Origin of the sequence: Anaerocolumna aminovalerica (assembly GCF_900115365.1) — a bacterium.
GTDB lineage: Bacteria > Bacillota > Clostridia > Lachnospirales > Lachnospiraceae > Anaerocolumna > Anaerocolumna aminovalerica.
Map to the genome: position 1 here is coordinate 22,163 of NZ_FOWD01000003.1, position 13,727 is coordinate 35,889.

At 35.0% G+C, this 13,727-nt stretch carries 10 protein-coding genes; all 10 read left to right on the forward strand.

The annotated features are described in order from the left end of the window. The first annotated feature begins 3 nt into the window (after positions 1-3). The 10 genes from pfkB (at position 4) to BM183_RS02270 (ending at position 13,724) form a co-directional block, all read left to right on the forward strand. Positions 4-936 carry a 1-phosphofructokinase gene (pfkB, locus tag BM183_RS02225; protein WP_091684149.1) on the forward strand — a complete coding sequence of 311 codons (933 nt, stop codon included), beginning with the start codon at positions 4-6 and terminating at the stop codon, positions 934-936. Positions 937-1,515: 579 nt separating this feature from the next. After that, positions 1,516-2,778 (forward strand): zinc-binding dehydrogenase, encoded by a 1,263-nt coding sequence (locus BM183_RS02230; protein ID WP_091684150.1) that lies wholly within the window; start codon positions 1,516-1,518, stop codon positions 2,776-2,778. Between the two features lie 15 nt (positions 2,779-2,793). Next, a complete protein-coding gene (locus tag BM183_RS02235; RefSeq protein ID WP_091684151.1) occupies positions 2,794-3,057 on the forward strand; it encodes an HPr family phosphocarrier protein in 264 nt (87 codons plus the stop codon). Between the two features lie 342 nt (positions 3,058-3,399). Then, the gene (locus BM183_RS02240; RefSeq protein ID WP_091684152.1) at positions 3,400-4,443 is read left to right on the forward strand and encodes an extracellular solute-binding protein; all 1,044 of its coding nucleotides are present in this window, start codon (positions 3,400-3,402) and stop codon (positions 4,441-4,443) included. Between the two features lie 59 nt (positions 4,444-4,502). Beyond that, positions 4,503-6,200 (forward strand): sensor histidine kinase, encoded by a 1,698-nt coding sequence (locus BM183_RS02245; protein WP_091684153.1) that lies wholly within the window; start codon positions 4,503-4,505, stop codon positions 6,198-6,200. Between the two features lie 38 nt (positions 6,201-6,238). After that, entirely contained in the window at positions 6,239-7,018 is a 780-nt protein-coding gene (locus BM183_RS02250) for a response regulator transcription factor (protein ID WP_091684154.1), read from the forward strand. A 145-nt stretch (positions 7,019-7,163) separates the two neighbouring features. Beyond that, positions 7,164-8,498: a hypothetical protein gene (locus BM183_RS02255; RefSeq protein WP_091684155.1), complete on the forward strand. Its 1,335-nt coding sequence runs from the start codon at positions 7,164-7,166 to the stop codon at positions 8,496-8,498. Positions 8,499-8,577: 79 nt separating this feature from the next. Further along, positions 8,578-10,404, forward strand: a complete 1,827-nt coding sequence (locus tag BM183_RS02260) for an ABC transporter permease (protein WP_091684156.1) — start codon at positions 8,578-8,580, stop codon at positions 10,402-10,404. Between the two features lie 91 nt (positions 10,405-10,495). Continuing rightward, on the forward strand, positions 10,496-12,142 hold the full coding sequence (locus BM183_RS02265; RefSeq protein ID WP_091684157.1) for an ATP-binding cassette domain-containing protein: 1,647 nt from the start codon (positions 10,496-10,498) through the stop codon (positions 12,140-12,142). 592 nt (positions 12,143-12,734) lie between these two features. Continuing rightward, positions 12,735-13,724: a hypothetical protein gene (locus BM183_RS02270; RefSeq protein ID WP_091684158.1), complete on the forward strand. Its 990-nt coding sequence runs from the start codon at positions 12,735-12,737 to the stop codon at positions 13,722-13,724. Positions 13,725-13,727 lie beyond the last annotated feature (3 nt).

The window sequence follows — 13,727 nt, forward strand, 5'->3', positions numbered from 1 at the left end:
GAGATGATTATAACTGTTACGATGAATCCTGCCATTGATAAGACAGCTGATCTGGCACATTTTGATCATGGTGGTTTAAATAGATTATCTGGTGTAATTATGGATGCCGGTGGTAAGGGCATTAATGTATCAAAAACGATTCATGAGCTTGGAGGAGAAACCATTGCTACCGGCTTTATAGGGGGAAGCGGAGGTGTCCTTATTGAAAAGGCTCTGTCAGAATTGGGAATTCAATCTGATTTTGTGTTTATCAAAAATGAAATTAGAACTAATATGAAAGTAGTTGAATCCAATGGCTTAGTTACAGAACTGAACGAACCAGGACCTATGATTCATAAAGAAGAAGTAAATGAATTAACAGAAAAATTAGTCAGCTACGCAAAAGAAGATACACTATTCATTTTTGCAGGAAGCATTCCTAATGGAATAGATACCTCTATATATAAGACATTAATAGAAAAAGTAAAAGAAAAAGGCGCTAAAGTATTCCTGGATGCAGATGGGGAATTATTTATAAATGCCATTGAAGCAAAGCCGGATATAATAAAACCAAACCGCCACGAAATTGAAAAGTTTTTTAAGATGGATTACCGTGCCGATGAAAAGGAATTGCTGGATATGGGTAATAGACTATTAGATAAAGGTATCCACATGGTAACCATATCCCTTGGGCAGATGGGGGCACTTTTCTTAACGAAAGAACAAAAACTAAAATGCCCCGGATTAAAGGTAGAGGCTCATTCCACTGTTGGTGCCGGTGATGCTATGGTTGCAGCTTTGGCATATGGATTAGATCAGGGCCTTGACTTAGAGGAATGTGTAAAATTAAGCATGGCTGCATCAGCCGGCGCTGTTACAACGAAAGGTACGAAACCACCAAAAAGGGAATTAGTAGATGAACTAATGGAGAAAGTTATAGTAATTCAATGTAAGTAATAGGAAGCATTACTGATAATTATAGATAGAAAAGTAATTGTTAGAATTGAATTGTTACAGACATAGAACTAGATAAAATATAAAAATAAATAAAATATATAGATAGAAGAAGTATAGAAATAGACAAAATATAGAATAAAAACAGATTAATGTAATAATAAAATAAATATATAAGGTATGGTAATAAATAAAACACTGCAATTGTAAAAATATAAAATTATTAAAACGTTGCTAAAACATTAATTATAAAAACATATAACTGTAAAAACATATAACTGTAAACATATACCTATATAAATATATACCTATATAAATTATACCTATAATAAATTACCTATACTAAATTATATCTATATAAAAAATATATAATTTTTTAATTATAGTACTACGAAAATTTAAAACATAATAGTTGTTAATAATAGCCCAAATTGAAATAGAATTTAAACAGGTAATTAATTACATATTATTACCTTAGTTAAAATTATTTTCCGAGTTTGGTTTACATAAATATATTATGTAGACTATATGCTTATATTTATTTACTTAGTAAAAGATAAAAAGGAAGGCAGGAGATCAATTATGAAAACAAAAGCAGTAAGAATGTATGGAATGGATGATTTACGGTTAGAAGAATTTGAATTACCTGATATAAAAGAGGATGAGATTTTAGTAAAAGTAATAAGTGACAGCATATGTATGTCTACTTATAAATTAGTAAAGCAAGGGAAAAAGCATAAAAGAGCTCCCCAAAATATAGATACAAACCCAATTATTATTGGTCATGAATTTGCTGGTGATATTGTTAAAGTAGGTTCAAAATGGCAGGATCAGTTTAAACCCGGACAAAAGTTTTCTTTGCAGCCGGCACTTAACTATAAAGGAAGTTTAGCATCACCGGGTTATTCCTACGAATATTTTGGAGGAGCCTGTACCTATTGCATCATCCCCCATGAAGTTATGGAATTAGGATGTTTGTTGAATTATGATGGAGATAGTTATTTTGAAGCTTCTCTTGGTGAACCTATGAGTTGTATAATAGGAGGATATCATGCTAATTACCATACCAACAAGCAAAATTATCATCACGCCATGGGAACGAAAACAGGGGGTAATATATTAATATTAGGTGGCTGCGGTCCAATGGGGCTTGGTGCCATAAGTTATGGTTTAATTATGGAGAATAAACCAAAACGCTTGGTAATTACGGATATAAGCGATGAAAAAATTAAAAGAGCAAAGGAAGTAATATCCGAAGAAACAGCTGCTGCTAAAGGGATTGAACTTATATATGTAAATACAGCAACTATGAAGGATCCGGTATCAGAACTAATGGAATTGACAGAAGGTCACGGCTATGACGATGTATTCGTGTATATTCCTATTCGTGAAGTAGCTGAAATGGGAGATAGGCTTTTAGCATTTGACGGTTGCATGAATTTTTTTGCCGGTCCTACAAATAATGAATTTAAGGCAGAAATTAATTTATATAATGCACATTATACCAGCACACACATTATGGGTACGACTGGTGGTAATACAGATGATTTAAAAGAAGCACTTTATCTATCCGGTAAGAAATTAATTGAACCTGCAGTTATGGTAACCCATGTAGGAGGAATAGACAGTATTGCAGAAGCTACCATTAATTTACCCAATATACCGGGAGGTAAAAAATTAACCTATACCCAGTTTAATATGCCTTTAACTGCAATAGATGATTTTGCCCAGTTGGGAAAAACAGATCCCCTATTTGAGAAACTATCAGAATCCTGTAAAAAGCATAGAGGACTGTGGAACAGTGAAGCAGAGAAAATATTATTTGAACATTTTGGAGTCAATTAAATAAGAGGTGACAATATGGTTAGTAAAAATGTTGTAGTAAAGAATAAATCAGGTCTTCACGCAAGGCCTGCCAGTGAATTGGCAAGAACAGCGATGAAATGTAATTCAGATGTAACAATTAAAGTAGGGGAGAGGAAAATAAATCCCAAAAGTATATTAAATTTAATGGCTGCAGCTATAAAATGCGGAACAGAAATTACAGTAGAGTGTACCGGAGATACGGAAGTAGAAGATCTTAACGCAATTGTATCAAGTATTGAGAATGGTTTGGGAGAATAACTACCCTTTTCCAATTGTAACAAATTTAAATTCATATTCCATCCCATAAACTATCACAAAAAAAGCAGGAAGTAATCAGATTTTGATACTTCCTGCTTTTTTTGTGGTATAGGTAAAAGACATTGGTATATAAGGCATGTATAAAATCCAGTATTTATACTTACCTTTTTAGCATTATTATGTTAATATGTATAAAGAAAGTGCTTGCATAATATGGTTTGTTATTAAAATTGTAGAAAGAATTAATAAAAGGCAACCATTTATTATAATTATAATGCATTTTTATTTCTATAAAGTTTATCTATATTTCAACAGCGACAGTAGATTAATTGGGGGATTGCTATGAAACGTAAAATAATAATTACGGTTATACTGTCATTCTTTGTCATACTTTTAGTTGGATATACCATATCAAAAAGAAACCACAATGTACATATCAGTAAGCATCAACGGGAAGAGTTAGTGATTTACAGCTCCCATCCATTGGAATTTCTCAGACCGTTAATTGAAGAATTTGAGTCAAAAACAGAGATTTTAGTAACGGTTGTCAGTGGCGGTACCGGAGAATTGATTGAAAGAATAGAAGGGGAACAGAATAACCCCAATGCAGATATATTATGGGGAGGGACATTGTCTACATTAAAACCCCAGAAGTATCTGTTTGAAGAGTACTCTTGTGCTAATGAAGATGTAATTCAGGAAGAATTCAAGAATAAAGAAGGAATGTTTACTAAGTTTTCTGATGTACCCAGTGTCTTAATGGTTAACACAGATTTAATAGGAAATATAAAAATTAATGGTTATAAGGACTTACTAAATCCGGAGTTAAAAGGTAAGATTGCTTATTGCAGTCCTGCCGTATCATCATCTGCTTTCGAGCATCTTATTAATATGTTATATACAATGGGAGAGGGTAATCCTGAGGAGGGTTGGGATTATGTAAAACTCTTTTGTGAGAATCTGGACGGAAATCTGTTGAAAAGTTCAACAGAGGTATATCAAGGCGTTGCAAATGGTGAATTTGTTGTGGGACTTATATTTGAGGAAGCTGCTGCCGCTTTGGTGGCTAATGGAGAAAAGATAAAAATTGTATATATGGAAGAAGGAGTTCTATCTATGCCTGACTGTGTGACGATAGTTAAAAATTCACCTCATCTAAAAAGTGCCAAGGCATTTATAGATTATGCTACCGGATATGAAGTGCAGACAATGATAACCATAGAGCTTAACAGACGGTCGGTTCGTGTAGATGTAAAAACTCCAAAGTATCTTAAGACAAAGGATGAGATTACAATTGCTCATGCAGATAGAGAATTGGTTTATGAAATGAAAAAAGAATGGCTGCAAAAATTCAAAGAAATATTTTTAAATATAAATGAAGAATAGGAATCCTAAATTGATAATATAAGTATCGCAATTAAACTGCGGTACATAATGGAGCCGATATGAACAGAAAAAGAATAAGATACTTTAGTGATAATATAAGACATATGTTTATCCTGTATGCAATTATACCTGCATTCCTGATTGCCTGTTTATGCATGGGGCTGATACTTGGAATATGGCAATATAGTGTTTATACTACAAACCGTGCCGCTAATGCTAAGGTAAGTAATGTATTTCAAAAAGTTGTGGATATTTACATAAATGAAGCATTAAGCTTATCAAAGGATGAATCGTTAATTACGGAACCTATCGATACAAATAAGCTGGTAGAAATACGAAGATCCATGTATAAACTTTTTGCAGAAACAAAATATTCCGCAAAACTATATATTCTAGACGAAGAACTGAATTCTGTTCTATCCGATTATAATAATATGCCTGGTTTTTTAATAGATAATTCTTGTTATGATTGGGGTATTATTCGGGAAATACGTGAAAACCCTCAGGATATTTCTATAAAGCTTGCAACAGAGGGAGGGCGGATTCTATGTATTGGTACAAGCATACAAAAACAAGGAGAACTGGCAGGCTATATAGTAGTAACGATTCCGGCGGATGAATTTCGTTTATTGTTGACACAGGTATCACCGCAGCAAACGGTTATAACAGATGGTAATGGATGGATCTATCTTACCAATAATTATGTTTTTCAAGATACATTGGGACGCTTTGTAAGAGAACAGGAATATTCCGAAGGATTTATTCAGTATCAGGATAAAGGATATTATCTGTCCAAAAGTAAAATATGCAAGGATAAGTTACAGGTGTACACTATTACCAGCCATGATATGGAATCAAGAATGTTTTACACAATGAGCATGTTCATTCTGCTTATATTTGCCGCAATTATTATAATTACCTATTTTATCAGCAGAAAAGTAGCAAAAAAGAGTACAAGGGATATTTATAAAATAGCGGAAGCATTTGAACAGGTCAAAAAAGGTAATCTGGAACGTTATCTGAATATTGACAGTAGTGTTGAATTCAAGGAAATCGGCGAAGCATATAACTTAATGTTGGACGGCTTAAAGAAGAACATAAAAGAAAACAAAGAATTGACCAGATATGCTGCATTTGCACAGGTGAAACAACTGGAAGCGCAGTTTAATCCTCATTTTCTTTTTAATACTTTGGACAATATCCGCTTTATGAGTAAGATTGATCCGGAAGCTTCGGATAAAATGATCATTGCCTTATCAACGCTGCTTCGATACAGTATCAGTGATGCGGAAGAAGAAATTCAGGTTGAAGAAGATATGCGATATACGGAGAGTTATCTCACCATTTTAAAAATTCGATATAACAGAAGGTTTACCTATGAAATTGATGTAGAAGAAAAGGTTAAGAAGTATTTAATTCCTAAATTAATGATACAATCAATTATTGAAAATGCTGTCAAATATGGTTATGCAGAAGGAGATACACTGCATGTTACCATTAAAGGATTTGAGAAGGAAGGCAAATTAATCTTTGTTTGCAAAGATAACGGAGGGGGAATTAAAGAAGACATGTTAAAGCAAATCAGAGAAAACCTTCTACTGCCGGTAAATAAAACGAATCATCATGGTATTTATAATATACACAGAAGAATACAATTAATGTATCACGGGGATTATGGAGTTACTTTAGAAAGCAAATTGGGAGAGGGAACGGTTGTAACCTTGACGTTACCTGTTCGCATGAATTCTGGTCTATAGTTGCATTGTAATATTATTGAGAAGGAAGGTATAAGGTTATGCTTAAGGTACTAATAGCAGAAGATGAGGATATTATCAGAAAGGGATTAGCTTACACCATTGATTGGTTAAGCATAGGATATGTCCTTGTGGGGGAGGCCGCCAACGGTGAAGAAGGAATTGAAAAGATTAAAGAATTAAAGCCGGACGTGGTACTCGCAGACATTATGATGCCTAAAGTAAATGGACTTGAAATGATACGCCGGGCAAAGGAGGAAGTTCGGTTTAAAAGTGTAATTCTCACAAGCTATGCAGAGTTTGATTATGCAAAAGAGGCAATTGAATTAAAAGCATATGATTATCTTATGAAACCGGTTGATGTAGATAAACTGAAAGAGGTCATGGGTAAACTGCAAGTTGAAATTAAGCATGAAAAGGAGAAGGAACTGGTATTTAGGCAGAAAAATCAGGGAATGGACATTGAACTGCTTTCTTCCGGTGACTTCTATAAGAATCCTTATGTTAAAAAAACAATCGATTTTATCAAAGAACGTTACATAGAGAAGATAAGTATAGAAAGTATTTCAGAGGAATTAGAGATTAGTGCCAGTTATCTTAGCAGGAAGTTTAAAGAAGAAACGGGACACACCTGTCTGGATTTTTTAAATATGTACCGTGTACAGCAAGCCATAAGACTTCTTGATGAAGGAATTTACCGTGTTTATCAGGTATCGGATATGACAGGATTTTCAGATTACAAACATTTTTGTTTAGTGTTTAAGCGTTATACCAAAACTTCACCTAGGGAATTTATAAAAAATAAGGTATATACCAGTTAATAGTTCATTTTTAAGGATAATTTTGCACAAAAGAAGGTATCATTATTACCACAAATTATCTAATATGTATATATGAAGAATACAAGTTACGGGGGATTCATATTGTATTACTTCAAAAAACAGATAATATGTGGAGGATGGAAAAATGAAAAAGTTGGTATCACTTCTTTTGGTTCTTACAATGGTCAGCACAATGCTGGCTGGTTGCGGAACATCACAGACAAGTAAAAGTGGAGAAAAAAGTGAGGCAGAGAAAATCATTGAACAAGCAGAAAAAATGACACTTCAAGAACTTTACCAAAAAGCAATTGAAGAGTCCAAGGGTAAAACCATGTATGGTATCGGTAACTCAAGCCGGGGTGCAACGGCAGCAACCGGTTTTATTGAAGAACTGCAAAAAATTGATTCTTCCTATAATGGAACCATCGAATGGTCACAGCCTAAGAATAATTCAATTTTTACCCTATTAAATGCAGACATAACCAGTTCCAGTCATACATATTCCATGACATTAATTCAGGATGGAAACCAGATTCAGAGTAAAATGCTGGATACCGGTAATCTTCTTAATTTCATTCCTAAGGAATGGAAAGAGGCAAATGGCGTAAATGAAAAGGAAAACGGGCATCCATTAGCATTACAAACATTAAATAAAGTATTCATGTTTAACAATCTTGGAAATAAAAACTACACAAACTGCTGGGATTTTGTGTATGAGGACGCAAGCCCGTTATTTATGGGTGTTGATTCTGAACCTGTTGGAAAGAATTTCTTATATATGTTAACTAATGATAAATATGCGACCTACCTAAAGAAAGCATTTGATGCTTTAGACAGTACAAAACAGGCTTATTTCCAAACAACCATTGATGAAGTAGCTGAAGATGGGAAAAGCCTTGGTTTGTCCGGGGATAATACGAAATATGGTTTAGCATGGATTAAGCTATGGTGTGAAAAATACAACGAACAGACAGATGACGGCCCTATCTGTAACGAACTTGTTACCACCTCAGCAGTTGGTGAAAGCGGTCTTCTTGTTTATTCTAAGCTTCGTTCCGTTGAAGAATCAGAAACTGTTTCTGTAAATAATGTAACAGTGGCAGCCTATCAGGATGAATATGCGGGAATCGGCGGCTATGCCTATAAGCATTATCTTCAGCTTGTGAAGACAGCTCCCCTTCCATGGACAGCCTGTGCTTTTATTGCGTATATGGTAACTACAGAAGAAGGTTTTTATGCATGGGGCAAAGATATGGGTGGCTATAGTGCTAATCCTAATATCAATCAGGATCATTCACAGGATGGTTTTGTAGATGGTGTTGATACCTATTCTGCCAAAAATGACAGAGGATATGACTGGTGGGTTAGCGAAGATGGAGGAGCTCTTGTAGTAGAAGATCCGAAGTACTGTTCAGAGGTATCTTTCAATATGAGTGACTGGATAGACGTAATTATTGGAAATAAAGCTACAGCAGAATAATTATTTTTTTGAAACTAATAGTTGACCCAATAAGGGGCGTTTATGATACGCCCCTTTAATAATAAAGAAAGAGGAAATCATGGAACAGCAAATTTTACAAAGACCGGGGAAATCAAGAATTTTTATGAATAAAGTTAAGACTTTCCTATGTAAACCCCAAAACGTTGTTTTGTTGGTTCTCGGTATTATTCTTTCTGTAACGACGATAGCACCCATTGTTTCTATTTTTGCGGATACAATTTCCATACATGTAGGATCTGTAGACGCACATCTGACCGGAAAGACCTCCGGTTATACATTAGTTAATTGGATTGATCTTTTTACCGGAAATCTTAGCAGACAAAATGTTTGGATACCTCTTGGCAATACACTGTTATTGGCTTTCTTTACTTGCTTAGGTGCAATTATTTATGGAGGTATTTTTGCCTATCTTGTTACAAGAACGAATTTAAAATTCAAAAAGTATTTAAGTGCCATTTTTATCTTCCCGTATATCATGCCACAGTGGACCTTGGCAGTAGTATGGCAGAATTTATTTAACAGTCATGGGGTAACCGGCGGTTCTGACGGTTTACTTGCCTCCTTATTCAGGATCACCATGCCTGCATGGTGGTGTAAAGGACTTTTTCCCAGTGCAGTAGTATTGGCACTTCATTATGCCCCTTTTGCATATATAATGATCGGTGGAATATTCCGTAATATGGATGCCAATCTGGAAGAAGCGGCAGTGATTTTGAACACACCAAAGTGGAGAATATTCAGCAAGGTTACTCTTCCCATGATTAAACCGGCAATTCTTTCAACTATCCTTCTTGTTTTCGGAAGTGCTATGGGAAGTTATCCGGTACCTCATTATATGAATTTAACAACTCTGTCAACAAAGTACGTCAGTATGAATGTGAACAGAGCCGGAGAAGCCAGTATTCTTGCTATTATCATGATGGTTTTTGGTGTAGTTATTCTTATGATGAATCAGGTAACCACAAGCAGCCGGAAGAGCTATACAACAGTAACAGGTAAATCAGGACAGATTAGTAAGGTGAATCTTGGCAGAGTGGGCAAATATGCAATTGCTGCTATATTTATTATATTAACAACATTTACAAGTATTTATCCTATTATTTCCTTTGCTATGGAAACCTTCCTGCCAAACCCAGGTGATTATAGTTTCCTTACTTCAGGAAATCTAAGTAATTTAACATTAAAATGGTGGATTACTTCAGAAAATTTAACGGAAAATGGAATGTACGGACAATTGGGAATCCTATTTAATTCTACCATATGGAATGCATTTAAAGGCACGTTAATTGTATCAATATGCTGTTCTTTAATTGCCGGTACCATAGGTACTTTGGTGGGATACAGTGTCAGTAAAAACAGAAGGAGCAAAGCCGCAGGCTATGTAAATGCCATAGCATTCCTGCCTTACCTGATACCTTCATTGGCAGTGGGTGTTTCCTTCTTTATCTTTGGATCGGCACTGGGAATTTATAATACATACCTTTTAATTATTCTTGCAGGAACTGTAAAGTATATACCATTTGCAAGCAGAAGTGCGCTAAATTCCATGTTACAGCTAAGCGGTGAGATCGAAGAAGCTGCCATTATCCAGGACATTCCATGGTTCAAACGAATGTTCAAGATTATTATTCCTATTCAAAAGTCATCCATTATAAGCGGCTATCTATTACCGTTTATGACTTGCCTTAGAGAATTAACTTTATTTATGCTGCTTTGCTCACAAAATAAGATCGTTACAACTTTACTTGATTATTTTGATGAAATGGGTCTTTATGCATTCTCCAGCGGTATTAATCTTATTTTGATTATATTTATTATTATATGCAACGGGCTGATTAATAAGGTAACGGGTGCAAGCCTGGATAAAGGAATTGGAGGAAATTAAGTTGAAAAAGTAAATTTTTAACCGGCAATTTGTGCGGCACAAAAATTGCTTCGTTATAAAATGGTGCTAAAGCATCGGAATCGAGGATAATATGCCAGAAATAATACTAGAAAATGTTACGAAAAGATGGGGAAAGTTTTATGCGGTGGATAATCTTAACCTGGTAATAGAAGATAATGCATTTGTTACGTTACTTGGGCCTTCCGGATGCGGAAAAACAACAACACTCCGTATGATTGCAGGTCTTGAAACTCCTACAAGCGGAAAAATTACCATTGGCGGAGTTACTGTATTTGATAGTGAGATGGGAATTAATATTCCTGCTAATAAAAGACATGTAGGCTTTCTCTTCCAAAACTATGCTTTGTGGCCAAATATGACCGTATACCAGAATATATGCTTTGGTCTTAAAAACATAAAAGAAGAGATGGCAACGGTGGATTACGAGGTTAAAAGTGCAGATACGCTTATTAAAATACTTAGTAAACCGGGAGAAGTTGCTCAGGCAATTAACGAATGCATGGATAAGTCCGGCGTTTTGGACACAGGCAGAGCAATAATCAAATTAATTGATTTATATGAAATATCTGTTTACACAGCAAAAGAACTTTTAAGTTATAAATTACAGGATACTTTTGATGTAGAAGAAAAAGCGAAACAAATTCGAGAAAAATGGAAAGCTGATATTGAAAGTGCAAAAAGAAAATATAAAGATTCCGGCTGCGAATTAAATGATAACTATGAAGTTATAAAGAATGGTCAGGTAGTAAAGACAATTAGAAAAATGACGAAGGAGGAAATCGATTTAGCGGTACGAAGAGTCTCCAGAATCGTAAAGATTGGCATGTTTATGGATAGGTATCCCAGTGAACTTTCAGGAGGTCAGCAGCAACGTGTAGCTATTGCACGTACTTTGGCTCCGGAACCTACGGTGCTGTTTATGGATGAGCCATTGTCAAACTTGGATGCTAAATTAAGACTTGAGATGCGATCTGAGTTACAAAGACTTCATATTGATACCGGAAGTACATTCGTCTATGTCACCCACGACCAGATGGAAGCTATGACCTTAGCCACTAAAATATGTCTGATTGACAATGGAGTGTTAAATCAATATGATAGACCTCTCCAGGTATATAATAGACCAAATAATTTATTTGTGGCGGATTTTGTAGGGAACCCGGCCATTAATTTCATGGAAGCAAAAGGAGTACAGAACGCAAATGGAAACATTGCTTTAGAAATCTTAAAGAATATTAAAGCCACATTTATACCAAGAGAAAACCTGGATATAGCACGTTGGATCAAGCAACAGGAAATAGAAGAGGAGAGTAAGCGTCAAACTGAGTTTGAAAAGCAAAAGGACAAGAAAAATGTTGAAAAAGGAAATAAAGATTCCCGATTCCGATATCACATTGCTAAGGTGGATGAAGATGGAATATTAGAGGAAGAGAAGGTAATTACATACCATGATTTTGTTATAGGAATACGGCCGGAATTTATAAAAATCAGTGAGCATGGTTCTTTAACAGGAGAAATCTACAGTGCAATGCCTACTGGTATGGAGACTACCGTTAAAATAAGAATTGGTAATTTCCTATTTACAGGTGTTGTATTCGGGGGTGTATTATATGAGATTGGGCAGACTGTAAAACTCGACTTTGATGGGAAAGGTATATTGTTATTTAGTCGTAAGAATGGTAATCTGATATCCCAGGGAGCATTAAATGTGGAGTAAAGAAATTGACTTGTAAGGTTTTTAACTTTAAATTACCAAATAAGCATAGATAGTATTAAATAACGTTCTATTAAGAAGGATTTTGCTAACCTTTTTAATGGAACGTTTTTTGCTATTTATTAATATCGATATGTATAACCTAAGGTGGCAGCTAAGGTTACAAAAAATACTGTGGCAGAAGTCACCGCCCTTGCGAAAATCACAAGTGAATTATATTCTGACCTTTTAAATTACCAAATTAGTATAGATAGTATTAAATAGGTAGTTGATAAAATTAGTTTTATAGTTAAAAAACGTTCCATTAAGAAGGATTTTACTAACCTTTTAAGTGGAACGTTTTGCTATTTATTAATGTTATTTATTAATATCGATATGTATATTCTAAGGTGGTAGCTAAGGTTACAAAAAACATCTTGAATGAATGATGATAATGTCAAAGAAACTTATTGAAATTAATAGATGAAAATTTTAAAAAAAGAAAATAGCCTCTTTACAATTATCGGAATAAATGATATTCTTAAATCATAAGTAGTAAGTAATATGTAGTAAGAAGTAACTAATAAACATATTAATTACAGGAGGAAGTATAGTTATGGAGGAGTTAACATTAGCTCAGGGATTTACAATTATATCACTAAATTCGTTGGACAGTCTGCATATGACAACAGCAAAAAGAATGGCGCTTCGCTGTATTTCTGCAGCGGTAATACTAGAACTTTATTTAGAGGACTACTTTACAGAGAAGGAAGAACAACTGGTTCTGAACAGAGAGGTGTTTGCCAAGCCGGATATTCTTCTTTATCAGGAAGAGGTACTGAAACATCTATTTAAGAACCAGGACAGTCTGGAAGGGACTTTTGCCTGGTGGCTTGGGAAAGCTTCAACACTTTCCGATAAAAGCTTAAAGAGGGTAGAGCATACTATAATGGATTCCTTAAAAGGACTTAATTTAATGGAGGAAATTCCGAACCTTTTAGGTTGTGATTTATTTTATACTACAGCGGATATTACCATGAGGGAATATAGAAGCAACAGTTTGGAATATAACCGGCAGACAGAAGGAATCAGAAGCGAAGTATTGGAAGAGGGTAAACTTACAGACGAAGATATCGTAAAGCTTTGGCTTCTACGGGAAAGTGCTTGCTTAAGCGAGATATTTACAAAAAAAGAATTGGATAGCGTTTTGATCCGTTTTAATGAAATGTATCAAAGCAGCCAACTGGCAAAGAGGTTGTTTGAAGTTTCAATCCATCATATGGGTGAGACTGCCGTAAAGAATTTTCTGACCTTTAAAAAACAGTTGATGAGTACACCTTTCGGTACGGGTTTAAATTTTGACTTTCCCTTTATTGAACGTTCCCAGTCAGTATTCATTGAAACGGAAGCAATGTTTTCCAACCCTGAGAAGCGTCTTGAGGACGTACTAAAGCGTCTGAATGGTTACGGACATGAAGTTACCGTGCTTCGTGGGGGAGCGGTGCCATTATTGAAGATAGACAATATCTTATATGAAGCAGTCGCAGATGCAATTGTGGGTAAAATTCCGGTTCATGGTATTCGTCTCCGCCGCTATCAGATATAAAAG

What these genes read in the sequence shown, in the direction of transcription:
- pfkB (WP_091684149.1), top strand. Translation starts at nt 4, where the DNA reads ATGATTATAACTGTTACGATGAATCCTGCCATTGATAAGACAGCTGAT.
- BM183_RS02230 (WP_091684150.1), top strand. Translation starts at nt 1,516, where the DNA reads ATGAAAACAAAAGCAGTAAGAATGTATGGAATGGATGATTTACGGTTA.
- BM183_RS02235 (WP_091684151.1), top strand. Translation starts at nt 2,794, where the DNA reads ATGGTTAGTAAAAATGTTGTAGTAAAGAATAAATCAGGTCTTCACGCA.
- BM183_RS02240 (WP_091684152.1), top strand. Translation starts at nt 3,400, where the DNA reads ATGAAACGTAAAATAATAATTACGGTTATACTGTCATTCTTTGTCATA.
- BM183_RS02245 (WP_091684153.1), top strand. Translation starts at nt 4,503, where the DNA reads ATGAACAGAAAAAGAATAAGATACTTTAGTGATAATATAAGACATATG.
- BM183_RS02250 (WP_091684154.1), top strand. Translation starts at nt 6,239, where the DNA reads ATGCTTAAGGTACTAATAGCAGAAGATGAGGATATTATCAGAAAGGGA.
- BM183_RS02255 (WP_091684155.1), top strand. Translation starts at nt 7,164, where the DNA reads ATGAAAAAGTTGGTATCACTTCTTTTGGTTCTTACAATGGTCAGCACA.
- BM183_RS02260 (WP_091684156.1), top strand. Translation starts at nt 8,578, where the DNA reads ATGGAACAGCAAATTTTACAAAGACCGGGGAAATCAAGAATTTTTATG.
- BM183_RS02265 (WP_091684157.1), top strand. Translation starts at nt 10,496, where the DNA reads ATGCCAGAAATAATACTAGAAAATGTTACGAAAAGATGGGGAAAGTTT.
- BM183_RS02270 (WP_091684158.1), top strand. Translation starts at nt 12,735, where the DNA reads ATGGAGGAGTTAACATTAGCTCAGGGATTTACAATTATATCACTAAAT.